The following is a 23,921-nucleotide window of genomic DNA, read 5'->3' as shown; positions in this document are numbered from 1 at the left end:
TGCTGTACTGCGGTGTTTTTCAACACCTTTGCTTGTATTGCCAAACAGCCTAATGGCGTGCCCGGCAGGACTCGAACCTGCGACCATCCGCTTAGAAGGCGGATGCTCTATCCAGCTGAGCTACGGGCACTTGGCTGTGCTCGACAAGCGGGGCGAATGTTATAGACGAGCTCCGCACTCGTCAACACTAAAACGTAAAAAATTCAGTGAGATAAAGGAGTTACGGGAAAATGCTGACCGCCAGCCTTTGCCCGCCCGAGCGGCCATGCGAGAATGCGCGTCCTTTTTCAATCATTTCCGATGGTTAACCAAGCGTCATGACCGCACAACTTATCGACGGCAAGGCGATCGCCGCTAGCCTGCGCAAGCAGATCGCCCAACGTGTCGCCGAACGCAGCGAGCAAGGTCTTCGTACCCCGGGCCTCGCTGTAATCCTGGTAGGCAGCGATCCCGCATCGCAGGTGTATGTTTCGCACAAGCGTAAAGACTGCGAAGAAGTCGGCTTTCTTTCCCACGCGTATGATCTGCCGGCCAGCACCGGCCAGGACGAGCTGCGCGAGCTGATCGACCGCCTCAATGATGACGCCACCATCGATGGCATCCTCCTGCAGTTGCCGCTGCCAGAGCACCTGGACGCCTCGCAACTGCTCGAACGCATTCGCCCCGATAAAGATGTCGACGGGTTCCATCCTTTCAATATCGGTCGCCTGGCCCAGCGCATCCCGCTGCTACGCCCGTGCACGCCCAAGGGCATCATGACCCTGCTGGCCAGCACCGGCGCCGATCTGTACGGCATGGACGCAGTCATCGTCGGCGCCTCCAATATCGTCGGTCGCCCCATGGCCATGGAGCTGCTGCTGGCCGGCTGCACCGTTACCGTCACCCACCGTTTCACCAAAGACCTGGCTGGCCACGTGGGCCGTGCCGATCTGGTCGTGGTTGCCGCCGGCAAGCCGGGCCTGGTCAAAGGTGAGTGGATCAAGCCGGGCGCCATTGTCATCGACGTCGGCATCAACCGTCAGGAAGACGGCAAGCTGGTGGGCGACGTGGTGTATGACACCGCCCTGCCCCGCGCCGGCTGGATTACCCCGGTGCCGGGCGGCGTAGGCCCAATGACCCGCGCGTGCCTGCTGGAAAACACCCTGTACGCCGCCGAGCATTTGCACGACTAAGCGCAACAGGGCAAAAAAAACGGCACCCCGCGAGGTGCCGTTTTTTATTGCCGCGAGAAAAGCGCCAGTTACTTACGCGCCGCTTCCCACTGTTTCAACAGCTCGTTGTAGTTAACGGTCTCGCCTTTAGGCTTCTCGTTAGCCAGTTTCGGCTTCGGTGCGCCAGGTTGGTCGAACCAGTATTGCGCATCCCGTTCCGGATTCATTTTCGGACCGCAAATCGGCTGCACTTTTGAGCGCTCAAGCCGCGTCATGATCGCATCCTGGTCTTTGGCCAAACCGTCCAGCGCTTCTTGCGGGGTTTTCTCGCCGCTGGCTGCTTCCGAGATATGGCTCCACCACAGCTGCGCCAAACGCGGGTAGTCCGGCACGTTGGTGCCGGTCGGCGTCCATTGCACGCGCGCCGGGCTGCGGTAGAACTCAACCAGGCCACCGAGCTTGGGCGCCATGTCGGTCATGGCTTGCGAGTTGATGTCCGATTCACGAATCGGCGTCAGACCGAGGATGGTTTTCTTCAGCGACACGGTTTTCGACGTCACAAACTGCGCATACAGCCAGGCCGCCAAACGTTGTTTCTCTGGCGTGGACTTGAGGAAGGTCCAGGAGCCCACGTCCTGATACCCCAGCTTCATGCCCTCTTCCCAGTACGGGCCACGTGGCGACGGCGCCATCCGCCATTTCGGCGTGCCGTCGGCGTTTACCACCGGCAGGCCCGGTTTGGTCATGTCGGCGGTAAAGGCGGTGTACCAGAAGATCTGCTGGGCGATGTTGCCTTGCGCCGGCACCGGGCCGGACTCCGAGAACGTCATGCCCTGCGCTTCCGGTGGCGCATAGGCGCGCATCCAGTCCACGTATTTCTGCGTAGCAAACACAGCCGCCGGGCCGTTGGTGTCGCCGCCGCGGGTCACGCTGGAGCCCACCGGGTGGCAGTCCTCCACACGAATGCCCCACTCGTCCACCGGCAAGCCGTTGGGCAGACCCTTGTCGCCGCCGCCGGCCATGGAGAACCAGGCGTCGGTAAAGCGCCAGCCCAGCGATGGGTCTTTCTTGCCGTAATCCATGTGGCCGTATACGCGTTTGCCGTCGATTTCCTTGACGTCTTCGCTGAAGAATTTGGCGATGTCTTCATAGGCAGACCAGTTCACCGGCACGCCCAGCTCATAGCCGTACTTCTCTTTGAATTTGGCCTTCAGTTCCGGGCGCTCAAACCAGTCGGCGCGGAACCAGTAAAGGTTGGCAAATTGCTGGTCGGGCAATTGATACAGCTTGCCGTCTGGCGCGGTGGTGAACGACAGGCCGATAAAGTCTTTCAGGTCCAGGGTTGGTGAGGTGAAGTTCTTGCCCTCGTTGGCCATCAGGTCGGTGATCGATTCTGTCTTGCCATAGCGAAAGTGGGTGCCGATCAGGTCGGAGTCGTTAACCCAGCCGTCGTAGATATTTTTGTCTGACTGCATCTGGGTTTGCAGTTTTTCCACCACGTCGCCTTCTTGCAGCAGGTCGTGGGTCAGCTCGATGCCGGTGATTTCCCTAAAGGCCTTGGCCAGCACCTTGGACTCGTATTCGTGGGTGGTCAGGGTTTCCGACACCACGTTGATCTTCATGCCACGGAACGGCTCGGCGGCTTTGATAAACCACTTCAGCTCATCCAATTGCTGTTCGGGCGTCAGGGTGGACGGCTTGAACTCTGCGCCAATCCATTTTTTCGCCGCGTCTTCGTAAGAGTCTGCCCAGGCTGTTGCACTCAAGCCACTCAGGGCGAACATCGCCGCCAACGTCACGCTATGTCGCAGTTTGTTGTTTTTGTTGAACATAGACACCTCCTGGTAATTATTAGGTGGGGCACCAAACGCTCAAGGCCGGCCCAACAACGGCAGCTCCGGCCCGCCGTTGGCTACCCCCAACGCATCACAGCCAACAGCCACACCAGGGACAGCGCACTCGCCACCCAGATGCTCCATTCAGTCGCGCCAATCACCAGCAGATGCAGGTAAGCGCTTCCGAGAAGACCAATAAACAACCGATCGCCACGGGTGGTGGCAATCGGCAGAAACCCACGGCGCTCCACACAGGGCGAGCGCAGCTCCCACACCGTCATGCCCGCCAACAGCAGGGCAATGGCGCCGAAAAAGGCGGCGGTCGGGGTCGTCCAGGCCATCCATTCCATCGTCAGCTCCTCACACCCGGCCCAGGGCAAAGCCCTTGGCTACATGGTTACGTACAAACCAGATCACCAGCATGCCCGGCAAAATGGTCAGCACCCCGGCGGCGGCCAGCACGCCCCAGTCGATACCCGAGGCCGATACGGTGCGGGTCATCACCGCCGCAATCGGCTTGGCATTTACCGAGGTCAAGGTGCGCGCCAGCAGCAGTTCCACCCACGAAAACATAAAGCAGAAAAACGCCGTCACGCCGATGCCCGAGCCAATCAGCGGGATAAAAATCTTGGCGAAGAATTTGGGGAAGCTATAGCCGTCGATATAGGCCGTCTCATCGATCTCTTTCGGCACACCCGACATAAAGCCCTCCAGAATCCACACCGCCAGCGGCACGTTGAACAGGCAGTGCGCCAGGGCCACGGCAATGTGCGTATCGAACAGGCCGATGGAGGAATACAGCTGGAAAAACGGCAGCAGGAACACCGCAGGCGGCGCCATGCGGTTGGTCAGCAGCCAGAAGAACAGGTGCTTGTCGCCAAGAAAGCGATAGCGCGAAAACGCGTACGCCGCCGGCAGCGCTACGGTGAGGGAAATCACCGTATTCAGGCTCACGTAGTACAGCGAGTTGAGGTAGCCGGTGTACCAGCTCGGGTCGGTAAAAATCACATGGTAGTTAGCCAGCGTGAAGTTGCTCGGCCACAGACTCAGGCCGCCGAGAATCTCGTTGTTGGTCTTGAACGACATGTTCAACAGCCAATAGATCGGCACCAGCAGAAACAGAATGTAGAGCACCAGCACCACTTTTTTGCGCGTCGTCATGGTCGGCCTCAGCGGTTTTTATCGTTGTGGGTCATGGCGGTGTAGAACACCCACGACACCAACAGAATGATGAGGAAGTACACCAGCGAGAATGCCGCCGCAGGCCCCAGGTCGAACTGGCCGATGGCCATTTGCGTCAGGGTCTGGCTGAGGAACGTAGTGGCATTGCCCGGCCCGCCGCCGGTAAGCACGAAGGGCTCGGTGTAAATCATGAAGCTGTCCATAAAGCGCAGCATCACGGCGATCAGCAGCACGCTTTTCAGCTTCGGCAACTGGATATGCCGGAACACTGCCCAGGCCGAAGCACGGTCGATACGCGCCGCCTGGTAATACACATCGGGAATGGCACGCAGGCCCGAGTAGCACAGCAGCGCCACCAGCGACGTCCAGTGCCACACATCCATGATCAGCACGGTTGCCCAGGCATCGCCGGTGTTGGCCGCGTAGTTGTAGGAAATGCCCAGCTTGTTCAGCGTGTAGCCCATCAGGCCGATGTCGGCACGGCCGAAAATCTGCCAGATGGTGCCCACCACGTTCCACGGAATCAGCAGCGGAATGGCCAGCACGATAAGCACCAGGGACGCCATCTTGCCCTTGGTCGGCATGCACAATGCGATGCCGATACCCAGCGGAATTTCGATCAGCAGCACGCAGGCCGAATAGATAAACTGACGCAGCAGCGAGTCGTGCAAACGCTGGTCGGCCAGCACCTGGCGGTACCAGTCGGCACCGACAAAGTAGCGGCTGCTCTGGTCAAAAATATCCTGCAGCGAGTAGTTCACCACCGTCATCATCGGCACGATGGCGCTGAAGGCCACCAGCAAAAACACCGGCAACACCAGAAACCAGGCCTTGTTGTTTTGCACCTTCATGGCGTCACCTCCGCCTGCCCATCAACTAAATAGTCATCGGCATACACCATCAGCCACTGCGCCGGAAAACTCAGGTACACCTGCTGCTGCGGTACCGGTTGGTCTTCCTGCAGACGCACTTTGAGCTGCTGGCCGTCGAGGTTGAGGGTGAGAATTTTGTAGGTGCCCAGGTCTTCGACATGCTGCACCTCGCCGCACAGGGCATCGTCGTAAGGGCCGTCCCAGATATGGATAAACTCCGGGCGAATACCGACTTTCAGTTGCGCCTGCGGCAGGGCGGCCAAACGCTGGTTAAGCGCGGCGCTTAACGGCAACACCGTGCTGCCGAACGTCACCCCGCCCTCGCAGCGGGTCACGTCGATCAGGTTCATACCGGGGCTGCCAATAAAGTAGCCAACAAAGGTGTGGCTTGGCCGTTCGAACAGCTCACGCGGCGTGCCGAACTGCACGATCTGGCCGCCAAACATCACCGCAATCTTGTCGGCGAAGGTCGAGGCCTCCAGCTGATCATGGGTGACGTAGACCATGGTGATATTGAACTGCTCGTGAATCTGCTTGAGCTTGCGCCGCAACTTCCACTTGAGGTGCGGGTCGATCACCGTCAGCGGCTCGTCGAACAGAATCGCCGACACATCGTCACGCACCAGCCCGCGGCCCATCGACACCTTCTGCTTCTCGTCGGCCGTGAGGTTCTTGGCCTTTTTATGCAGCAGCGGGTGCAGGTCCAGCACCTCGGCAATCTCGTTGACCTTGCTCAGCACCTTGGCTTCGTTCATGCCCTGGTTGCGCAGCGGAAACGCCAGGTTGTCGAACACCGTCATGGTGTCGTACACCACCGGAAACTGGAAAACCTGAGCGATGTTGCGCTCCTCCGGCGCCAGCAGATTTACCACCTTGCCGTCGAACTGCACCTCGCCTTCGGAGGGGCTGAGCAAACCGGAAATGATGTTGAGCAAGGTCGACTTGCCGCAGCCCGACGGCCCCAGCAACGCATAGGCGCCGCCCTGCTCCCAGATATGGTTCATCTCGCGAATGGCGTAATCGTCCGGGCCGCTGGGGGCTTTGCTGTAGCTGTGGGCCAGGTGATGCAAACGGATCTCGGCCATCAGGCAACCCTCCCGACACGGCGACTGGGGGCCTGAATCAGGCGGCCATCGGCGGCGAAGACAAACAGCTTGTGGGTGGGGATATAGATGAGGATCGCGGTATCCACGTCGTACTCATGCACGCCGGGCAAATGCAGCACCAGCACGAACTGCTCGTTGCGCACATGCAGAAAGGTTTCCGAGCCGCTGATTTCCGCCAGCTCCACGGTTACCGCCAACTCCAGGTCATCGTCATTGCTCGGCACCAGGCCGATATGGCTGGGGCGCACGCCGAAGCGGTACTCGCCCTCGCCAATGCTCTGCAGGTCGGGGTTAAGCGGAAAATGGACGGCCTCGGCAAAACTCACCTCGGTGCCGCTGATGCGCCCCGGCATCAGGTTGATCGGCGGCTCGGAAAACAACTCGGCGGCCAATACCTGTTGCGGGCGGTGATACACGTCTGCGGTCTTGCCGCTCTGCACCACCCGCCCCTCATGGAGAATAGTGGTGGTGCCGCCCAGGGCCAGGGCTTCGTTGGGTTCGGTGGTGGCGTAGATGGCGATGGTATGGCGGGCCGCAAACAGCTCGCGCATTTCCTGGCGCAGTTCTTCGCGCAGCTTGTAGTCGAGGTTCACCAGCGGCTCGTCGAACAGAATCAGCGAGGCATCCTTGACCAGCGCCCGGGCCATGGCCGTGCGCTGCTGCTGGCCGCCGGACAGCTCCAGCGGGTAACGCTTGAGCAGCGCGTCGATGCGCAACATCTTGGCGGTGGCGTGCACCTTGTCATTGATGTCGGCGTCTTTGAAACCGGCCTGGCGCAGCGGCGAGGCGATGTTTTCAAACACCGTCAGGGTCGGGTAGTTGATGAACTGCTGGTACACCATCGACACGTTGCGCTTGCGCACCGGCACGTGGGTCATGTCCGCGCCATTCATCAAGATGCGCCCGCTGTTGGGCTTGTCGAGGCCAGCCATCAGGCGCATCAGGCTGGTTTTGCCGGACAGCGTGCGGCCCAGCAGCACATTGAACGAACCGGGTTCGAAGCTGAGGCAGGCGTCGTCGATATGGGTGACCCCATCAACAACCCGCGTCACATGCTCGAGGGTCAAAGACATAGAGCATCCTTTTATTTTTGTTGTGGGCCGCATATGGACCGGCCTTTGCACCTCTACAGAGCCAGATTTGTGCCAACCTGCAATCAGCATCGGCAAGTGACTGTTTATTAAGGATTTGATCAGATTTTGCGGCGTCCGCTACAGCGACACTTGAACAGCCTTGAACACTTAAACGTGAACAGCTGAACACTGGCCGTTGTTGACTTTGAACAGTCATGAACGACACTGAACCGACCCGGCAAAGACCGGTCGATTGCTGGCTGACAATAACAACAAAACCACGCGAGACCCTGTCATGGCTGAAGCCGCCCTGCCCCACGACACCATCATTCAGGACTCCTGGACGCGCTGCCGCAGCTTCGGCCTGACGCACCAGAGCACCCCCGTGTTCACCCAGCCAAGCCCGGGTGAGGTATCTGCGCTTTTGGAAAGCCAGCAGGCGCTGGTGCAAACCACCCATAAAGAAGTGCTGCCCTACTACGGCAACATCCTCGCCAACTCCAATTGCCTGATCATGCTGGCCGACAACCAGGGCCAGGTGCTGCAGAGCTGGGGCGATCAGCGTTTTATCGAACCCAACCACGCCGCCGGTTTTGTCGCCGGCGCCAGCTGGCTGGAGCGCTACACCGGCACCAACGCCATCGGCACGGCGCTGAGCTGCGCGCAGCCCGTGCATATCCAGCACGACGAACACTTTCTCAAAGCCAACCGTTTTATGACCGGCTCGGCCTCACCGATTTTCAACGAACAGCGGCAGATGATCGCCGTGCTCGATGTGTCCAGCGACAGCTACCTGCCGCCCTCCCACACCCTGGGCATGGTGAAAATGATGAGCCAGTCGGTGGAAAACCGGCTGATTCTCAACCTGTTCCAGCAGCGCTATTTCCAGCTCACCTTCAACACCAGCCTGAACAACCTCGACAGCCCCTGGGCCGGGCTGGTGGTGTTCGACGAGCAAGGCCAGGTGGTGTCGGCCAACCGCCGCGCCGACAGCCTGCTGGGCATCAGCCTGGCAGCGGTAAACATCGAAAGCCTGTTCGATATTCCGCTTCAGCAACTGCTCAATCAGCCGCAAGACTTGCCCTTCAACCTGCGTGCCGGCGGGCGGTTTCGCTTCCACGCGCAGGTGAAACGACCGCAGCAGCCGGTGCCCATCCAGGCCCGCGACTTCCGCCCCGCGCCGGTGGCCGAGCCACTCCGCGCAGCGGTCGCCAGCCCCTTTACCCTGGCCGCCATCAGCCTCGGCGACCCGCGCGTCGACAAAGCCGTGCGCCAGGCCGAGCGGCTGCTGGAAAAAGACATTCCAATTCTGGTGTATGGCGAAACCGGGGTCGGCAAAGAAGTCTTCGTCAAAGCCCTGCACCAGGCCAGTACGCGCGCTCAGCAGAGTTTTATCGCGGTGAACTGCGCCGCCATTCCGGCCGAATTGGTGGAGTCCGAGCTGTTCGGCTACGAAAAAGGCGCCTTCACCGGCGCCAACCAGAAAGGCAGCATCGGCCTGATTCGCAAAGCCCATAAAGGCACGCTGTTTCTCGATGAAGTCGGCGATATGCCGCTGCGGGTGCAGGCGCGTTTGCTGCGGGTTTTGCAGGAGCGTTGCGTGCAGCCCTTGGGCAGTAGCGAGCTGTACCCGGTGGATATCCGCCTGATCTCCGCCACCAACCGCGCCCTGCGTCAGGACGTGGACAGCGGCCTGTTCCGCCAAGACCTCTACTACCGCATCACCGGCCTGAACCTGGAGCTGCCGCCGCTGCGCGAACGCACCGACAAACAGGCCCTGATCCAACGCCTGTGGGAACACCACCGCGAGCCCTACCAATGGGCCGGCTTGAGCAGCGAGGTGATGGAATTGCTATTGCGCCACCCCTGGCCCGGCAACCTGCGCCAACTCAGCAGCGTGCTGCAAATTGCCCTGGCCATGGCCGACGATCAGCCGATTCATGCCGAACATTTGCCCGATGATTTTTTTGCCGACTTGCCCAGCAGCGATAGCCCGAAAGTGGTGGCGTTCGCCGCAGTCGGGGATGGGGATTTGAAGAGTCAGTACGAACAGTGCGGCGGGAATATTTCGCACCTGGCGCGGCATCTGGGGCTTAGCCGCAATACCTTGTACAAGCGGTTGCGGGAACAGGGCGTAAAAGTCTAAAACCTGTATTGACCTCACCATTCTGGATTCCCGCCTGCGCGGGAATGACGGAGTTTTTCGCCCATTCACCGTCGTCCCCGCGCAGGCGGGGACCCAGAATCGCGAAGTGGATCGACCTACGCCGCCGACACCGCCCGCTCAACCACTCGCGGCGTCAGCCCTAACGCGGGGTCGTGGCGAAACGTCAGGGTGCCGTCTTCCAACGGCGAGTAGCGCAGGTTGAACAGATCGAGAATGTAGTTCTGCTTCAACTGCCACGGTGCACCCGGCCCTTGTTTAGGCAATACGTCTGCCGCACGCAGCACATAACCGGCCGAGATATCCAGCAACGGCCGTTTCTCCACCGCACTGCCCACCTGGCGAGCCACGCACATCTTGTAGCCGTTCTCGTCCATGTAATTGAGCACGCGGCACACGTAGCCCGACGCCAGATCCGAACGCAGCGTCCACGACGCATTGGTGTAGCCCACGCACAAGGCGAAGTTGGGCACGTTGCTGAGCATCATGCCCTTGTAGGCCAGGGTATCGCCGATCTCCACCGGCACACCGTCCACTTCCAGGAGCATGCCGCCGCAGGCCTGTAGCTTGAGGCCGGTGGCAGTGATGATGATATCGGCGGTCAGTTCCTGCCCCGAACGCAGGCGAATGCCAGTTTCGGTGAGGGTGTCGATCTGCTCGGTCACCATCTCGGCCTTGCCGCTTTTCAGCGCCTGGAACAGGTCGCCGTTGGGCACCGCGCACAGGCGCTGGTCCCAGGGTTGGTAAGTGGGATTGAAATGGGTGTCCACCGCATAACCGGCCGGCAGCGCGCGCTTTACCCCGAATCGCAGCAGCTTGCGCGCCAGGCCCGGTGCGCGGCGGCAGAACTGGAAAAAGCCCAAGGTCAGCAACACATTTTTCCACCGCACGAGGCTGTGGGCGCGCTGCTCAGGCAGAACCTTGCGCAACACATCGGCAATGGCATCGCGGGCCGGCAATGAGGCGATATAGCTCGGCGAACGCTGCAGCATGGTGATATGCCGCGCCTTGTCGGCCATGGCCGGCACCAGGGTTACCGCCGTGGCGCCGCTGCCGATCACCACCACATTCTTGTCGGTGTAATCGAGGTTTTCCGGCCATTTCTGCGGGTGAATCATCTGCCCTTTGAACTGCTCGCTGCCCGGGAACTGCGGGCTGAAGCCGCCGGCGTAGTCGTAGTAGCCGCTGCACACATAGAGAAAGTTGGCGCGGTAGGTGGTTAACGCACCGCTCTCGGGGTGCTGCACCTGCACGGTCCACAACGCATCGTGGCTCGACCAGGCCGCCGACTTGACCATCTGCTTGAAGCGGATGTGCTGGTCGATGCCATTCGACCGGGCGGTGTCTTTGATGTAACGCAGAATCGAGTCGCCGTCGGCAATGGCCTTGGCCTCTTGCCACGGGCGGAAGGGGTAACCGAGGGTGAACATATCGGAGTCCGAACGCAGCCCCGGGTAGCGGAACAGGTCCCAGGTGCCGCCGATGTCGCCACGGCCTTCAAGAATGGCGTAGCGCTTGCTGGGGCACAGGGTTTGTAGCCGGTAGGCCGCGCCAATCCCGGACAGACCGGCGCCAATAATCAATACATCGAACTGTTCGGTAGCCATAGCGCACTCCGTGTTGCCTGCTCGCAATCGCCGTTGCGGCATGGCTTTCTTGTTCTAAACCCCGTTGGCAACGCACACCGTCAGGGCCCGATAGTGACCAGCTAATATTTTTACGTGTACAGCCCAGAGCATAGCCAGCCTGAAGCGGTTGGCTACAGCGAAAGTATGGAAAAAGGCAGAAATGGCGTCGACAAGCAGGCGATGTGTATTGAAGCTGTAACAGCGCAGCGCTCTTCCCCACGCGTGAGCACCGGGGATGACGGTGAACACCATCAGAAACCCTCGTCATCCCCGCGTAGGCGGGGATCCAGAATGTTGCGTCAGGCTAAATACTTCGCCCCGCTTCCGAGTCTGGATTCCCGCCTGCGCGGGAATGACGGTGTTGTGGGTCAGGCCAGCTCAGCCACCACCGCCGCCAGCGCCTGCGAAGGGCTTGCCGCCTGGCTGATCGGGCGGCCGATTACCAGGTAATCGGAGCCGGCATCCAGTGCCTGACGCGGCGTCAGAATGCGCCGCTGATCGTCCTGCGCACTGCCCGCCGGGCGAATACCCGGGGTCACCAATTGCAGGTTCGGATGTGCCGCTTTCAACGCCTGTGCTTCCTGCGCCGAGCACACCAGGCCATCCATGCCGGCCTTCGAGGCCAGGCCCGCCAAGCGCAGCACCTGCTCTTGCGGCTCGATATCCAGGCCGATACCGGCGAGGTCTTCGCGCTCCATGCTGGTCAGTACGGTCACGCCAATCAGCAGCGGTTTGGGGCCGTTGAATGTATCCAGCACATCGCGGCAGGCCGCCATCATGCGCAGGCCGCCGGAGCAGTGCACGTTCACCATCCACACGCCCATTTCCGCGGCCGCTTTTACGGCCATGGCGGTGGTGTTGGGGATGTCGTGGAATTTCAAATCGAGAAACACTTCAAACCCCTTGTCGCGCAGGGTGGTGACGATGTCCGAGGCACAGCTGGTGAACAACTCCTTGCCCACTTTCACCCGGCACAATTTCGGGTCGAGCTGGTCGGCCAGCTGCAACGCGGCTTCGCGGGTGGGGAAATCCAGGGCGACGATAATAGGAGTCTGGCAGGCGGACATGGGCGACGGGTCTCAGAGGTCGAAATCGGCGCGCATTGTAGCGCAAGCCAAGCGCGCGGCGGCAGGCCCGGCGATCAGCAGGTTTCGGGCAACGCCGCGAAACGGGCATACTTGCCCCGCCTCCAGCCTTGCAGCCAGCCCCGCATGCGTATTCACGTCAGTTTTATCGACCGCGTTGGTATCACCCAGGAAGTGCTCGCCCTCCTTGGCGGCCGCAATCTCAACCTGGATGCCGTGGAGATGATTCCGCCCAACGTTTATATCGACGCCCCCACCCTCAGCCCCCAGGTGCTCGAGGAATTGCGCGACGCCTTGCTGCAGATAAACGGCGTGCAGAGCATGCACGTGGTCGACATCCTCCCTGGCCAGCGCCGTCGCCTTCAGCTCGACGCCCTCCTCGCCGCCATGACTGACCCGGTGCTGGCCGTGGACGACTCCGGCCACGTGCTGCTGGCCAACCCGGCGCTCACCGCCCTGTGCGGCCACGAAGCTGCCGGCGAACCGCTCACCGCCCTGTTCGACGACGAAGGCCTGCAGCAAGCGTTGATCGACCACGGTTTTCGCCTGCCCATGCGCGAGGTATCACTCAAAGGCCAGGCACTGCTGCTGGACGCCATGCCGATTACCGACGACACCGCGCACCTGGCCGGCGGGCTGCTGACCCTGTATTTGCCCAACCGCATCGGCGAGCGCTTGTCCGCCCTGCACCACGACCACGCCGAAGGCTTCGACTCGCTGCTCGGCGACTCGCAGCCGGTGCGCAATCTCAAAGCCCGCGCGCAACGCATCGCCACCCTCGATGCACCCTTGCTGATCCGCGGTGAAACCGGCACTGGCAAAGAGCTGGTGGCCCGCGCCTGCCACGCCCTGAGCCCGCGCAGCAACGCGCCATTCCTGGCGCTCAACTGCGCCGCCCTGCCGGAAAACCTGGCCGAAAGCGAACTGTTCGGCTACGCCCCCGGCGCCTTTACTGGCGCACAACGGGGCGGCAAACCGGGGCTACTGGAATTGGCGCACCAAGGCACAGTATTTCTCGATGAAATCGGTGAAATGTCGCCGTACCTGCAGGCCAAGCTGCTGCGTTTTCTCAGCGACGGCAGCTTCCGCCGCGTAGGCGGCGACCGGGAAATGAAAGTGGACGTGCGCATCCTCAGCGCCACCCACCGCGACCTGGAACTGATGGTCAGCCAGGGCAGTTTTCGTGAAGACCTGTTCTACCGCCTGAACGTGCTCACCCTGGAAGTACCGCCGCTGCGCGAGCGCGGCCACGACATTCTGGTACTGGCGCGGCACTTTATGCAGCAGGCCTGCGCGCAGATTCAGCGGCCCATCTGCCGCCTTACGCCCGGCACCTACCCGGCGCTGCTGAGCAACCCGTGGCCGGGCAATGTGCGGCAACTGCAAAACGTGATCTTCCGCGCCGCCGCCGTGTGCGACAGCCCGTTGGTGGACGTGGGGGACCTGGATATCGCCAGCACCTCGGTCGCGCCGCAAACCGATGGCGAGGTGCGCAGCCTGGAAGAAGCGGTGGATGGGTTTGAGAAAGGGTTGTTGGAGAAGCTGTACAGCAGTTATCCGTCGAGCCGGCAACTGGCGGCGCGGTTGCTGACGTCGCATACGGCGATTGCCAAGCGGCTACGTAAATACGGAATTCCAAAGGGCTGACATCGCCGAACCTGGATTCCCGCCTGCGCGGGAATGACGGTGGTGTGGGTTAAGTTCACCGTCGTCCCCGCGTAGGCGGGGACCCAGAATTGCGGATTAGGCGCAATTCGAAACGTTGCCGCCCTCTTACTTAATCACCCCACACGCAAACCGCGCCCCGCCACCACCCAACGGTGCCGGATGGTCCGAGTGGTTATCCCCACCGGCATGCACCATCAACGCGTGCCCGCTCAACTCCGATAACTTCTTCAAGCGCGGCGCCAACACCGGCTGCGCGGCCTTGCCATCGGCGGTTACCAACAGCGCCGGCAAGTCCCCCAGATGGTTGCCGTCTTCCCACGGAAAGCCATGCTTGCCGGTTTTGTCCGGGTCCCAGTGCCCGCCTGCCGCGCCGGCCGGGGTCACTTTGCCGTCAACGGTCGCCACATCACAGCTACCGTTCATATGCACGTGAAAGCCGTGAACGCCCGGCTGCAAACCGCTGAGCATGGGGGTAAACACCAGGCCGTATTTAGACTCGGTGACCACCACATTGCCCACCGGCTTTCCGGCACCGGTTTCCGTGGCCTGATTCAATTGCACCGTAAGCGATTCAGCCGCCTGGGCGGCCGTGGCAGCCCCGAGCAGCACGGCGGCAGCGAGCAAATGACGCGAAATCTTTTGCATAACGAGCATCCTATTTCCATGGGCAGATGGGTAAAGGACCGTAGTAGGCCGCTCGGGTTCCAGCGTAAATGTAACCGTAGCGAATTCGCTACATCGTAACGATTTCGCTCCAAAACCAGGCAGACGCCCGCTGCCAGCCGCTCTAGCGCCCTAAAATTCCCGACCCGTGCGTCACCGTATCGTTTTCGTTCCACCCTCCCATAAGGGGAAATTCCTCACACCGCGCAAAGCCCCGGATTACCTACATTCGCCCAACCTGGCACCGCCCTTGCAGTCAGCCTTGCCATTACTCCGGCAACGCCCGCCAGCAGAGCGGGCCGCCCTCGACCTAGGAAGCGACATGAGCGAATTGCGATTCACCAGCGAACATGAATGGCTGCGTCTGGACAGTGATGGCCTGGTTACTGTCGGCATTACCCCCTACGCTCAAGAAGCCCTTGGTGATGTGGTGTTCGTGCAATTGCCGGAACTCGGCGCCCACGCAGCCGGCGCCGAGGTTGCCGTGCTGGAGTCGGTAAAAGCCGCCAGCACCATCGCCATGCCGGTAGACGGCGAGGTGGTGGAAGTGAACGCCGCCCTGGAAAACGTACCGGAAACCGTTAACGAAGATTCCCTCGGTGCAGGCTGGTTCTTCCGTATGCAATTGGCCGACAACAGCGTGCTCGCCACCCTGCTCGACCAAGCCGCCTACGACCGCCTGCTCAAAGCCAACGACGACGCCTGAGGCCCCGACGATGACCATTTCCCTCGACACCCGTAACGAATTTATCGCCCGCCACATCGGCCCGCGCGAGCGCGACATTGTCGCCATGCTGCAGCAGTTGGGTTACGACTCCCTGGAAGCCATGAGCGCCAGCGTGATCCCCGACAGCATCAAGGGCACCAGCGTGCTCAACCTGCCCGAAGGCCTGAGCGAAACTGCGGCCCTGGCCGAAATCAAGGCCATCGCCGACAAGAACAAGCAGTTCAAAACCTATATCGGCCAGGGCTACTACGGCACCCTGACCCCGGCGCCTATCCTGCGCAACCTGCTGGAAAACCCGGCCTGGTACACCGCGTACACCCCGTACCAGCCAGAAATTTCCCAAGGCCGCCTGGAAGCGCTGCTCAACTTCCAGACCATGATCTGCGACCTCACCGGCCTGCAAATCGCTAACGCCTCGCTGCTCGACGAAGCCACCGCCGCCGCCGAAGCCATGACCTTCTGCAAGCGCCTGGCTAAAAACAAAGCCAGCCAAGCCTTCTTCGCCTCGCAGCATTGCCACCCGCAAACCCTCGACGTGCTGCGCACCCGTGCCGAGCCGCTGGGCATTGATGTGGTGGTGGGCGATGAAAACGCCATCGAAGACTTCTCGGCCTACTTCGGCGCCCTGCTGCAATACCCGGCCAGCAATGGCGATATCTTCGACTACCGCGCGCTGGTCGAGCAGTTCCACGCCGTGGGCGCCCTGGTGGCCGTGGCCGCCGACCTGCTGGCCCTGACCCTGCTCACCCCACCCGGCGAATTCAACGCCGACGTGGCGCTGGGCAGCGCGCAACGCTTTGGTGTACCGCTAGGCTTTGGTGGCCCGCACGCCGCTTACTTTGCCACCCGTGATGCCTTCAAACGCGATATGCCGGGCCGCTTGGTTGGCGTGTCCATCGACCGCCACGGCAAGCCCGCTTTCCGCCTGGCCATGCAAACCCGCGAACAACATATCCGCCGCGAGAAGGCCACCAGCAACATCTGCACCGCGCAGGTGCTACTGGCCAACATCGCCGGCATGTACGCCGTGTACCACGGCCCGCAAGGCCTGACCCAGATCGCCAAGCGCGTGCACGTGCTCACCGTTATTGCCGCTCAGGGCTTGGCCCAACTGGGCCTGCCGGTGGCGCAAGCGAGCTTCTTCGACACCGTTACCCTGAACACCGGCGCACGCACTGCCGAGCTGCACGCCAAAGCGTGGGCCGCGGAAATCAACCTGCGCCAGATCGACGCCGGCCAACTGGGCCTGTCCATCGACGAAACCACCACCCAGGCCGATGTCGAAGCACTGTGGGCGTTGTTCGTTAGCGACGGCCAGACCGCTCCCGATTTCGCCGCGCTGGCCGCTAACGCAGGCCTGCGACTGCCCGAAGCCCTGCTGCGCACCAGCACCTTCCTGCAGCACCCATCGTTCAACCGCTATCACTCCGAAACCGAGTTGATGCGCTACCTGCGTCGCCTCGCCGACAAAGACCTGGCCCTGGACCGCACCATGATCCCGCTGGGCTCGTGCACCATGAAGCTCAACGCCGCCAGCGAAATGCAGCCCATCACCTGGAGCGCCTTCGGTGGCCTGCACCCGTTTGTGCCGGCCGACCAAGCCCAGGGTTACCAGCAACTGACCGACGAGCTGGAAGCCATGCTCTGCGCGGCCACTGGTTACGACGCCGTGTCGTTGCAGCCCAACGCCGGTTCGCAAGGTGAATACGCTGGCCTGCTGGCCATTCGCGCCTACCACGCCAGCCGTGGCGAAGGTGAACGCGACATCTGCCTGATCCCCTCCTCTGCCCACGGCACCAACCCCGCTACCGCCAACATGGCCGGCATGCGCGTGGTGGTTACCGCGTGCGATGCGCGCGGTAACGTAGACGTTGAAGACCTGCGCGCCAAGGCGCTGGAACACAAGGATCGCCTGGCCGCCCTGATGATCACCTACCCGTCCACCCACGGCGTGTTCGAAGAAGAGATTCGCGATATCTGCGCGATCATTCACGACAACGGCGGCCAGGTGTACATCGACGGCGCCAATATGAACGCCATGGTCGGCTTGTGCGCACCGGGTAAATTTGGCGGCGACGTATCGCACCTGAACCTGCACAAAACCTTCTGCATCCCCCACGGCGGCGGCGGCCCAGGCGTTGGCCCGATTGGGGTGAAAGCGCACCTGGCGCCGTTCCTGCCCGGCCACGGCCATATGGCGCGCAAAGAAGGCGCCGTCAGCGCCGCGCCGTTCGGCAGCGCCAGCATTCTGCCTATCTCGTGGATGTACATGAAAATGATGGGCGGCGAAGGTCTCAAACGCGCTTCGCAGCTGGCCATTCTCAGCGCCAACTACATTGCCAACCGCCTCGAAGAGCACTTCCCCGTGCTGTACGCCGGCAGCAATGGCCTGGTGGCGCACGAATGCATCCTGGACGTGCGCCCGCTGAAAGAAACCAGCGGTATCAGCGTGGACGACGTGGCCAAGCGCCTGATCGACTACGGCTTCCATGCGCCAACCATGTCGTTCCCGGTGGCCAATACCCTGATGATCGAGCCGACCGAAAGCGAATCCAAGGAAGAGCTGGACCGCTTCTGCGACGCCATGATCAGCATCCGCAACGAAATCCGCGCCATCGAACGCGGCGAGGCGGACGCCCAGGACAACCCGCTGAAAAACGCCCCGCACACCGCCCAGGAACTGCTCGGCGAGTGGCCGCACGTATACAGCCGCGAGCAGGCCGCCTACCCGCTGGCCAGCCTGGTGGAAGCCAAGTACTGGCCGCCGGTGGCGCGTATCGACAACGTATACGGCGACCGCAACCTGGTGTGTTCCTGCCCTTCTATCAGCGAATACGCTGACGCCTGAGCCAACGCATTGCTTTTGTAGGGTGTGCTCCGCGCACCAAGCGATCTCCCCGATATCGCTCTGGTGCGCACAGCACGCCCTACGAGAGCCAATGCACCGGCCCTCCCCGAGGTCTTTATGGCACTTAGCGTGTTCGACCTGTTCAAGATCGGTATCGGCCCCTCCAGCTCCCACACGGTCGGGCCGATGCGCGCGGCCGCGCGTTTTGCCGAAGGGCTGCGCCGCGACGAGCTGCTCGCCGCCACCCACAGCGTAAAAGTCGAGCTCTACGGCTCACTCGGCGCCACCGGCAAAGGCCACGGCAGCGACAAAGCCGTGCTGCTGGGCCTGGAAGGCGAGCACCCCGACACGGTGGATACCGCCACCGTGGACGAGCGACTGGCCGCCATCCGCAAAAACGGCCAACTCAACCTGCTCGGTGAAAAGCCCATCGCCTTCGTGGAAAAACAGCACCTGGCGATGATCCGCAAACCCCTGCCGCAACACCCCAACGGCATGATCTTTCGCGCCTTCGATGAAGCAGGCCTGCAATTGCGCAGCCGCGAGTATTACTCGGTGGGCGGCGGTTTTGTGGTGGACGAAGGCGCGGCCGGCGCCGACCGCATTGTCGAAGACGCCACCGTGCAGCCCTACCCGTTCCACAGCGGCAATGAGCTGATGGCCCACTGCGCCGAGCACGGCCTTTCCATCAGCCAATTGATGCTGGCCAACGAAAGCGTGTGGCGCCCGGAAGCCGACACCCGCGCAGGGCTCTTGCGTATCTGGCAAGTGATGCAGGACTGCGTGGAAGCCGGCTGTCGCAACGAAGGCATCATGCCCGGCGGCTTGAAGGTCAAACGCCGTGCGGCTGCGCTGCACCGGCAACTGTGCAAAAACCCGGAAGCGGCGCTGCGTGACGCGTTGTCGGTGCTGGACTGGGTGAACCTCTACGCCCTGGCCGTCAACGAAGAAAACGCCAGCGGCGGCCGTGTGGTCACCGCTCCAACCAACGGCGCGGCGGGCATTGTGCCGGCCGTGCTGCACTACTACGTGCGCTTTATTCCCGGCGCCAACGACGACGGCGTGGTGCGCTTTCTACTCACCGCCGCCGCCATCGGCATTCTCTACAAAGAAAACGCCTCCATCTCGGGTGCCGAAGTGGGCTGCCAGGGCGAAGTGGGCGTGGCCTGTTCAATGGCCGCCGGGGCGCTGTGTGAGGTAATGGGCGGCACCGTGCAGCAAGTGGAAAACGCTGCTGAAATCGGCATGGAACATAACCTGGGCCTTACCTGCGACCCCATTGGCGGACTGGTGCAGGTGCCGTGCATCGAACGCAATGCCATGGGCTCTGTGAAAGCCATCAATGCCGTGCGCATGGCGTTGCGCGGCGATGGGCAGCATTTTGTCTCGCTCGACAAGGTGATCCGCACCATGCGCCAGACCGGGGCAGATATGAACAACAAATACAAAGAGACGGCGCGGGGTGGGTTGGCGGTGAACATCATCGAATGTTGAGAACCGCGTCGCCTGCGGCGCTCACCCCCTGCTCCTCTCCCGCACCCGGGCCCGCGCGCGGGAGAGAAAGAGGAGCAAATTTGCGGCAGAACAAATAAATCGAATACCCCATAGATCAGTCCCCTCTCCCGCGTGCGGGAGAGGGCTAGGGTGAGGGGCCCTTCCCCCGCCAGAACACCATTTCAAGGAGCACACCCATGACCCCCTCACCCCTGGCCAAAACACCCCTCCACGCCCTGCACCTGGAACTCGGCGCCCGCATGGTGCCGTTCGCCGGCTACGACATGCCCGTGCAATACCCCCTTGGCGTGCTCAAAGAACACCAGCACACCCGCGACCAGGCCGGCCTCTTTGATGTGTCGCACATGGGCCAGATTCTGCTTAAAGGCGCGAATGCCGCCAAAGCGCTAGAAACCCTGGTGCCGGTCGACATCATCGACCTGCCCATTGGCATGCAGCGCTACGCCATGTTCACTGACGAAAACGGCGGCATCCTCGACGACCTGATGGTTGCCAACCTCGGCAACGACACTCTGTTTCTAGTCGTAAACGCCGCCTGCAAAAACGAAGACCTGGCCCACCTGCAACAGCACCTGAGCGGCCAGTGTGAAGTGATCGCCCAATTCGATCGCGCCTTGCTCGCCCTGCAGGGCCCTGCCGCCGTCACCGTGCTCGCCCGCCTGGCGCCCGAAGTCGCCAACATGACCTTTATGAATTTCCAGCCGGTTACCTTGCTGGGCGTTGACTGCTTCGTCAGCCGCTCCGGTTACACCGGTGAAGACGGGTACGAGATCTCCATCCCGGCCGATGCAGCGGAAAAAATCGCCCGCGCCCTGCTGGCCGAGCCGGAAGTACAAGCCATCGGCCTCGGCGCCCGCGATTCGCTACGCCTGGAAGCCGGCCTGTGCCTGTACGGCCACGACATGAGCACCGCCACCACGCCGATTGAAGCCGGTTTGTTGTGGGCCATTTCCAAAGCCCGCCGTGCGGACGGTGCACGTGCCGGCGGTTTCCCGGGGGCCGCGCGCGTGTTCGCCCAGCAACAGGAAGGCGTGGCGAGCAAACGCGTCGGCCTGCTGCCGCAAGAGCGCACGCCGGTGCGTGAAGGCTGCGAGATTGTGGATGCCGACGGCATCGTGATTGGCAGCGTGTGCAGCGGCGGCTTCGGCCCAACCCTCGGCGCGCCATTGGCCATGGGCTACGTAAACGCTGGCCACAATTCGCTGGAAAACACCGTATGGGCACTGGTGCGCGGCAAACGCGTGCCGATGAAAGTGGCCAAGACGCCGTTTGTGCCACAGCGCTATTACCGCGGCTAACGACGCCGCCCGCTAAATCGTAGGATGGGTAGAGGCAACGCCGAAACCCATCGTTACGCCGATCCAGTATGAGTTTCGCTGAGTTCTAGCCATCCGGCGGTTTTAGCACGGCCTCTAGTCTCGATGCCTCTTGACCCCGTGCAAGTGCGCCAGTGGGCGCAGTCCATCACATCCCCATCTCCCTGAGCTTGTGCCACTGCCCCTGCGCGTCTAATTTGCTGCTTGCCAGCCCTCATGGACGACCCCATGCCATTTCCCCTGCGCCTATGCGCCCTGCTCGCTGCCACCTTGTTGCCGCTCTCCATCGCTCAGGCCGCCGATTGCCACGCCTTTGAAACCGAAACCCTGACCCTCACCGGTACGCTCTACCCGGACACGTTCCCCGGCGCGCCCGGTTTCGAGGATGTCACCCAGGGCGACGAAGCCGAAGTGGGCTTTTATCTGGCGCTGCCGGAGCCACTGTGCATGACGCCCAATGATGAGTTCGAGGTGACCAGCGACCAACGCCTGGACTACTTGCAACTGATCCTCGACCAGAAGGGTTATGACCAGTTACGCCCTTACCTGCTGAGCGAGGGCAAGCTCACGCTCAAGGGCACCATTACCGGCGCGCTAACCGGCCACCACCACACGCCGTTGTTGCTGCAGGACGTGCAGTTTGTGAGCGGCACGCCGGCCGAACCGGTGGATTGCGAATTGCTGGCAGAAAACGCGGCGTTGGATGAGCGCCTGCCCAGCCCGCTGCCCGGCAAGATCACCGGCGAACGTCGCCTGTATTTCCACACCGCGCCGAATGACAGCTGCGGCGAACAAAAGGCTTATATCGTGCCCGGCGACGCGGTGACCGTGAGCAATATCCATAGCTTTGGCTGGGCCGAGGTCACCTACACCAGCAAAAAAGGCGCGGTCTTTACCGGCTGGGTAAAACAGGGCCAGGTGCTGATCAACGGCGAGTAACGCCCTGCTTGTGGCGAACGCCACCCCCACTACAAAAGCACATACCTTCAATCCCCAGCCCGCCTCTGGCCGGATACTCCAGCTTTCACCATTGGAGCCACCCATGCGGGCCACCCTGCTGTTCTGCGCGCCCTTGCTAGCGACCACCTGGGTAACGGCCGCGCACGCCGATGCCCCGGCCCTGTTCAGCGATGCCACGTTCAATCTGCTTAGCCGCAATTTTTTCCTGAACAACGACACCCGCACCGGCCATAACGGCGACAGCTATAACCGCGAATGGGCGCAGGGTTTTATTGGTCGTTTCGAATCGGGGTACACCCCCGGCGTGCTCGGCGTGGGTGTGGGTGCCCACGGCTTTGTCGGCCTGCGCCTGGACTCGGGCGGCGGCCGCGCAGGGACGGGGCTGCTGCCGGTAGGCGACTCCGGCAAAGCGGCAGGCGAGTACTCCAGCGCCGGCGGTGCGCTCAAGCTGCAATTGGGTGACACCCGCCTCAAGCTCGGCGAAATGGAAGTGGAGACTCCGGTGTTCGATACCGGCGACAAACGCCTGCAACCCGAATACGCCACCGGCGCCCTACTCCAAGGCAAAGCCGGCAGCCAGCTCAGTTGGACTGCTGGCCATTTCAACGCTTTCAAAAACCAGGATGAAAGCGCCTCGGCCAGCGATTTCGACGGTTATGGCGCCAGCACCCGCCACGAAAGCATCAGCCTGCTCGGCGTACAAAGCGACACAAGCGCTGCGCTGAGCGGCGCCTTGTACATGGGCGAGCTTAGCGACACCTGGCGCCAGTACTACGCCAACCTGCACCTCAACCAACCCTTGAGCACAGACACCCGCCTGGCCTGGGACGCGAATCTGTACCGAACCCTGGGCACCGGCGCCGAACAGGCCGGTGCCATCAACACCACCGCCGCCAGCTTGCTGGCCAAGCTGAGCGTGGGCGAGCAGGCATTCAGCCTCGGCTACCAGAAAATCAGCGGCAATACGCCGTTCGACTTTGTCGGTGGCGATTCCATCTACCTGGCCAACTCCATCAAATACGCCGACTTCAACGGCGCCAACGAGCAGTCCTGGCAGGTGCGCTATGACCTTGACCTGAGCCAGTGGCTAACGTCCGGCCTCACCTTGATGACCCGCTACGTGCGCGGCAGCAATATCGACGGCACCCACGCGCCCAAAGGCGGCGCCTACAACCCGTACGACGACGAACTGGGCGGATACGTGGCAAACCAGGGCGAAGGCGGCAAGCACTGGGAACGCGATATCGAAGGCAAGTATCGGGTGCAATCCGGCGCCGCCAAGGACCTCGCGCTAAGCCTGTCGTACGTGACCCATCGCGGGAACGCTGCGCAGGGCGGCCGGGATATCGACCGGGTGTACGTGGTCATCGAATACCCGCTGGACGTGCTCGGCAGCCACTGAAACGGGCTGAAAAATGCCACCTGACCTGGCTTGTGCAACCGTCTCAATGCACGTCTAAGTGGATGCCGGTGTTGGCGCCAGTGACCATTTCTTTTCTGATCGCTGCGATGGTTCCCCGTGGCAGCAGCAGATGGCCCTCCCAAGGCGCCGGTTTGCCATTGGGGATCGCCAGTTCGTACAGGCCCATGCAGGCGATCAAGGTGCTGGTCACCGAATTGCTGTTGCGGCCCAAGCCGAACAGTGGGTAAGCCAGCCCAAGGGCGTTGATGGCATCCTTGCCGCGCAGCGCGGCCGCCCAGCGCTGTTGCACTTCCAGGCGACTGCCCTTGTAGAGCACCACGCGCGGCTGCTGGTGGCGATACAGGTAGGAGGCAGAAAACTGGTACACCTTCAAGCGGTCCGAGGGCAGGTAACCAACGGGTTTGATACTGCCGGTCTTACTGGTGGCCAACCCATCGAGTTCTGCGATCACGGTGCCTGTGGCGTCTACAAAAACCAGCAAGTTATGGCCAAACAGGCGCAGTAGCGGAAACTGCGACAACACCAGTTGGCAGTGCGGTGGGTTGTTATCGCTCATCATGGCCTCGCCTTGGAAAAGAAAATCGGGGCCTTGACCGTACGCATCGCCCATTGCTTTCTCCGCCAGTTGCGTCTGAAGTGCTTGATAGTTTTAAAGCAAAGCACAGGCGGAAATCCGCGGCCGTCACCGCGCAAATGAGCAGCACC

At 61.8% G+C, this 23,921-nt stretch carries 19 protein-coding genes and 1 tRNA gene; 9 read left to right on the top strand and 11 right to left on the bottom strand.

Annotation, left to right across the window (positions count from 1 at the left end):
- Positions 1-53 precede the first annotated feature (53 nt).
- Positions 54-130 (bottom strand) — tRNA-Arg (locus PKE98_RS06770).
- A 187-nt stretch (positions 131-317) separates the two neighbouring features.
- Here PKE98_RS06770 and folD point away from each other — a divergent pair.
- A complete protein-coding gene (gene folD, locus PKE98_RS06765) occupies positions 318-1,172 on the top strand; it encodes a bifunctional methylenetetrahydrofolate dehydrogenase/methenyltetrahydrofolate cyclohydrolase FolD (RefSeq protein WP_271194512.1) in 855 nt (284 codons plus the stop codon).
- Between the two features lie 68 nt (positions 1,173-1,240).
- On the opposite strand, the gene PKE98_RS06760 is transcribed toward folD, so the two are convergent.
- The 6 genes from PKE98_RS06760 to PKE98_RS06735 all read right to left on the bottom strand — a co-directional run bounded on the left by PKE98_RS06760 (position 1,241) and on the right by PKE98_RS06735 (position 7,219).
- Positions 1,241-2,983, bottom strand: coding sequence for an ABC transporter substrate-binding protein (locus PKE98_RS06760; protein ID WP_271194511.1), 1,743 nt, complete (start codon positions 2,981-2,983; stop codon positions 1,241-1,243).
- 80 nt (positions 2,984-3,063) lie between these two features.
- Entirely contained in the window at positions 3,064-3,336 is a 273-nt protein-coding gene (locus PKE98_RS06755) for a DUF2160 domain-containing protein (protein WP_110614852.1), read from the bottom strand.
- Between the two features lie 10 nt (positions 3,337-3,346).
- Entirely contained in the window at positions 3,347-4,147 is an 801-nt protein-coding gene (locus PKE98_RS06750) for a carbohydrate ABC transporter permease (protein ID WP_271194510.1), read from the bottom strand.
- An 8-nt stretch (positions 4,148-4,155) separates the two neighbouring features.
- A complete protein-coding gene (locus PKE98_RS06745) occupies positions 4,156-5,019 on the bottom strand; it encodes a carbohydrate ABC transporter permease (protein ID WP_271194509.1) in 864 nt (287 codons plus the stop codon).
- A complete protein-coding gene (locus PKE98_RS06740) occupies positions 5,016-6,125 on the bottom strand; it encodes an ABC transporter ATP-binding protein (RefSeq protein WP_271194508.1) in 1,110 nt (369 codons plus the stop codon). The genes PKE98_RS06745 and PKE98_RS06740 overlap by 4 nt, the downstream gene beginning before the upstream one ends.
- A complete protein-coding gene (locus PKE98_RS06735; RefSeq protein WP_271194507.1) occupies positions 6,125-7,219 on the bottom strand; it encodes an ABC transporter ATP-binding protein in 1,095 nt (364 codons plus the stop codon). Before PKE98_RS06735 ends, PKE98_RS06740 begins: the two co-directional genes overlap by 1 nt.
- A gap of 295 nt (positions 7,220-7,514) precedes the next feature.
- On the opposite strand from PKE98_RS06735, the gene PKE98_RS06730 reads away from it, so the two are divergent.
- Entirely contained in the window at positions 7,515-9,365 is a 1,851-nt protein-coding gene (locus tag PKE98_RS06730) for a sigma-54-dependent Fis family transcriptional regulator (protein WP_271194506.1), read from the top strand.
- Positions 9,366-9,481: 116 nt separating this feature from the next.
- Here PKE98_RS06730 and PKE98_RS06725 read toward each other — a convergent pair whose 3' ends face one another.
- Positions 9,482-10,990 carry a flavin-containing monooxygenase gene (locus PKE98_RS06725; RefSeq protein WP_271194505.1) on the bottom strand — a complete coding sequence of 503 codons (1,509 nt, stop codon included), beginning with the start codon at positions 10,988-10,990 and terminating at the stop codon, positions 9,482-9,484.
- Positions 10,991-11,379: 389 nt separating this feature from the next.
- Positions 11,380-12,078, bottom strand: a complete 699-nt coding sequence (gene pyrF / locus PKE98_RS06720) for an orotidine-5'-phosphate decarboxylase (protein WP_271194504.1) — start codon at positions 12,076-12,078, stop codon at positions 11,380-11,382.
- Positions 12,079-12,222: 144 nt separating this feature from the next.
- Between pyrF and gcsR the strand changes: the two genes are divergently transcribed.
- The gene (gene gcsR / locus PKE98_RS06715; protein ID WP_271194503.1) at positions 12,223-13,743 is read left to right on the top strand and encodes a transcriptional regulator GcsR; all 1,521 of its coding nucleotides are present in this window, start codon (positions 12,223-12,225) and stop codon (positions 13,741-13,743) included.
- Between the two features lie 126 nt (positions 13,744-13,869).
- Here gcsR and sodC read toward each other — a convergent pair whose 3' ends face one another.
- Positions 13,870-14,409: a superoxide dismutase [Cu-Zn] SodC gene (gene sodC, locus PKE98_RS06710; RefSeq protein WP_271194502.1), complete on the bottom strand. Its 540-nt coding sequence runs from the start codon at positions 14,407-14,409 to the stop codon at positions 13,870-13,872.
- A gap of 340 nt (positions 14,410-14,749) precedes the next feature.
- Here sodC and gcvH point away from each other — a divergent pair, with 340 nt between their 5' ends.
- The 6 genes from gcvH to PKE98_RS06680 all read left to right on the top strand — a co-directional run bounded on the left by gcvH (position 14,750) and on the right by PKE98_RS06680 (position 23,195).
- Entirely contained in the window at positions 14,750-15,133 is a 384-nt protein-coding gene (gene gcvH, locus PKE98_RS06705) for a glycine cleavage system protein GcvH (RefSeq protein WP_271194501.1), read from the top strand.
- A gap of 10 nt (positions 15,134-15,143) precedes the next feature.
- Complete coding sequence (gene gcvP / locus PKE98_RS06700; protein WP_271194500.1) at positions 15,144-18,002, top strand: aminomethyl-transferring glycine dehydrogenase; 2,859 nt, start codon at positions 15,144-15,146, stop codon at positions 18,000-18,002.
- A gap of 117 nt (positions 18,003-18,119) precedes the next feature.
- A complete protein-coding gene (locus tag PKE98_RS06695) occupies positions 18,120-19,496 on the top strand; it encodes an L-serine ammonia-lyase (RefSeq protein ID WP_271194499.1) in 1,377 nt (458 codons plus the stop codon).
- 197 nt (positions 19,497-19,693) lie between these two features.
- Positions 19,694-20,815 (top strand): glycine cleavage system aminomethyltransferase GcvT, encoded by a 1,122-nt coding sequence (gene gcvT / locus PKE98_RS06690; protein ID WP_271194498.1) that lies wholly within the window; start codon positions 19,694-19,696, stop codon positions 20,813-20,815.
- A 246-nt stretch (positions 20,816-21,061) separates the two neighbouring features.
- Positions 21,062-21,772 carry a DUF4431 domain-containing protein gene (locus tag PKE98_RS06685; RefSeq protein ID WP_271194497.1) on the top strand — a complete coding sequence of 237 codons (711 nt, stop codon included), beginning with the start codon at positions 21,062-21,064 and terminating at the stop codon, positions 21,770-21,772.
- 103 nt (positions 21,773-21,875) lie between these two features.
- Positions 21,876-23,195, top strand: a complete 1,320-nt coding sequence (locus PKE98_RS06680; protein WP_271194496.1) for an OprD family outer membrane porin — start codon at positions 21,876-21,878, stop codon at positions 23,193-23,195.
- Positions 23,196-23,238: 43 nt separating this feature from the next.
- Here PKE98_RS06680 and PKE98_RS06675 read toward each other — a convergent pair whose 3' ends face one another.
- A complete protein-coding gene (locus PKE98_RS06675; RefSeq protein ID WP_271194495.1) occupies positions 23,239-23,826 on the bottom strand; it encodes a hypothetical protein in 588 nt (195 codons plus the stop codon).
- Between the last annotated feature and the right edge of the window lie 95 nt (positions 23,827-23,921).

Source organism: Pseudomonas turukhanskensis, from assembly GCF_027922365.1.
GTDB classification, from domain to species: domain Bacteria; phylum Pseudomonadota; class Gammaproteobacteria; order Pseudomonadales; family Pseudomonadaceae; genus Aquipseudomonas; species Aquipseudomonas turukhanskensis.
Note: the sequence above shows the minus strand (reverse complement) of the source record. Positions and strands in the feature narration are given on the sequence as shown.

Bases quoted from the DNA above. Each gene is read 5' to 3' on its own strand.
- PKE98_RS06685 (WP_271194497.1), top strand. From the start codon at position 21,062: ATGCCATTTCCCCTGCGCCTATGCGCCCTGCTCGCTGCCACCTTGTTG.
- PKE98_RS06680 (WP_271194496.1), top strand. From the start codon at position 21,876: ATGCGGGCCACCCTGCTGTTCTGCGCGCCCTTGCTAGCGACCACCTGG.
- PKE98_RS06730 (WP_271194506.1), top strand. From the start codon at position 7,515: ATGGCTGAAGCCGCCCTGCCCCACGACACCATCATTCAGGACTCCTGG.
- PKE98_RS06725 (WP_271194505.1), bottom strand. From the start codon at position 10,990: ATGGCTACCGAACAGTTCGATGTATTGATTATTGGCGCCGGTCTGTCC.
- PKE98_RS06695 (WP_271194499.1), top strand. From the start codon at position 18,120: ATGGCACTTAGCGTGTTCGACCTGTTCAAGATCGGTATCGGCCCCTCC.
- sodC (WP_271194502.1), bottom strand. From the start codon at position 14,409: ATGCAAAAGATTTCGCGTCATTTGCTCGCTGCCGCCGTGCTGCTCGGG.
- folD (WP_271194512.1), top strand. From the start codon at position 318: ATGACCGCACAACTTATCGACGGCAAGGCGATCGCCGCTAGCCTGCGC.
- PKE98_RS06755 (WP_110614852.1), bottom strand. From the start codon at position 3,336: ATGGAATGGATGGCCTGGACGACCCCGACCGCCGCCTTTTTCGGCGCC.
- gcvH (WP_271194501.1), top strand. From the start codon at position 14,750: ATGAGCGAATTGCGATTCACCAGCGAACATGAATGGCTGCGTCTGGAC.
- PKE98_RS06675 (WP_271194495.1), bottom strand. From the start codon at position 23,826: ATGGGCGATGCGTACGGTCAAGGCCCCGATTTTCTTTTCCAAGGCGAG.
- pyrF (WP_271194504.1), bottom strand. From the start codon at position 12,078: ATGTCCGCCTGCCAGACTCCTATTATCGTCGCCCTGGATTTCCCCACC.
- gcvP (WP_271194500.1), top strand. From the start codon at position 15,144: ATGACCATTTCCCTCGACACCCGTAACGAATTTATCGCCCGCCACATC.
- PKE98_RS06745 (WP_271194509.1), bottom strand. From the start codon at position 5,019: ATGAAGGTGCAAAACAACAAGGCCTGGTTTCTGGTGTTGCCGGTGTTT.
- PKE98_RS06740 (WP_271194508.1), bottom strand. From the start codon at position 6,125: ATGGCCGAGATCCGTTTGCATCACCTGGCCCACAGCTACAGCAAAGCC.
- gcsR (WP_271194503.1), top strand. From the start codon at position 12,223: ATGCGTATTCACGTCAGTTTTATCGACCGCGTTGGTATCACCCAGGAA.
- PKE98_RS06735 (WP_271194507.1), bottom strand. From the start codon at position 7,219: ATGTCTTTGACCCTCGAGCATGTGACGCGGGTTGTTGATGGGGTCACC.
- PKE98_RS06760 (WP_271194511.1), bottom strand. From the start codon at position 2,983: ATGTTCAACAAAAACAACAAACTGCGACATAGCGTGACGTTGGCGGCG.
- gcvT (WP_271194498.1), top strand. From the start codon at position 19,694: ATGACCCCCTCACCCCTGGCCAAAACACCCCTCCACGCCCTGCACCTG.
- PKE98_RS06750 (WP_271194510.1), bottom strand. From the start codon at position 4,147: ATGACGACGCGCAAAAAAGTGGTGCTGGTGCTCTACATTCTGTTTCTG.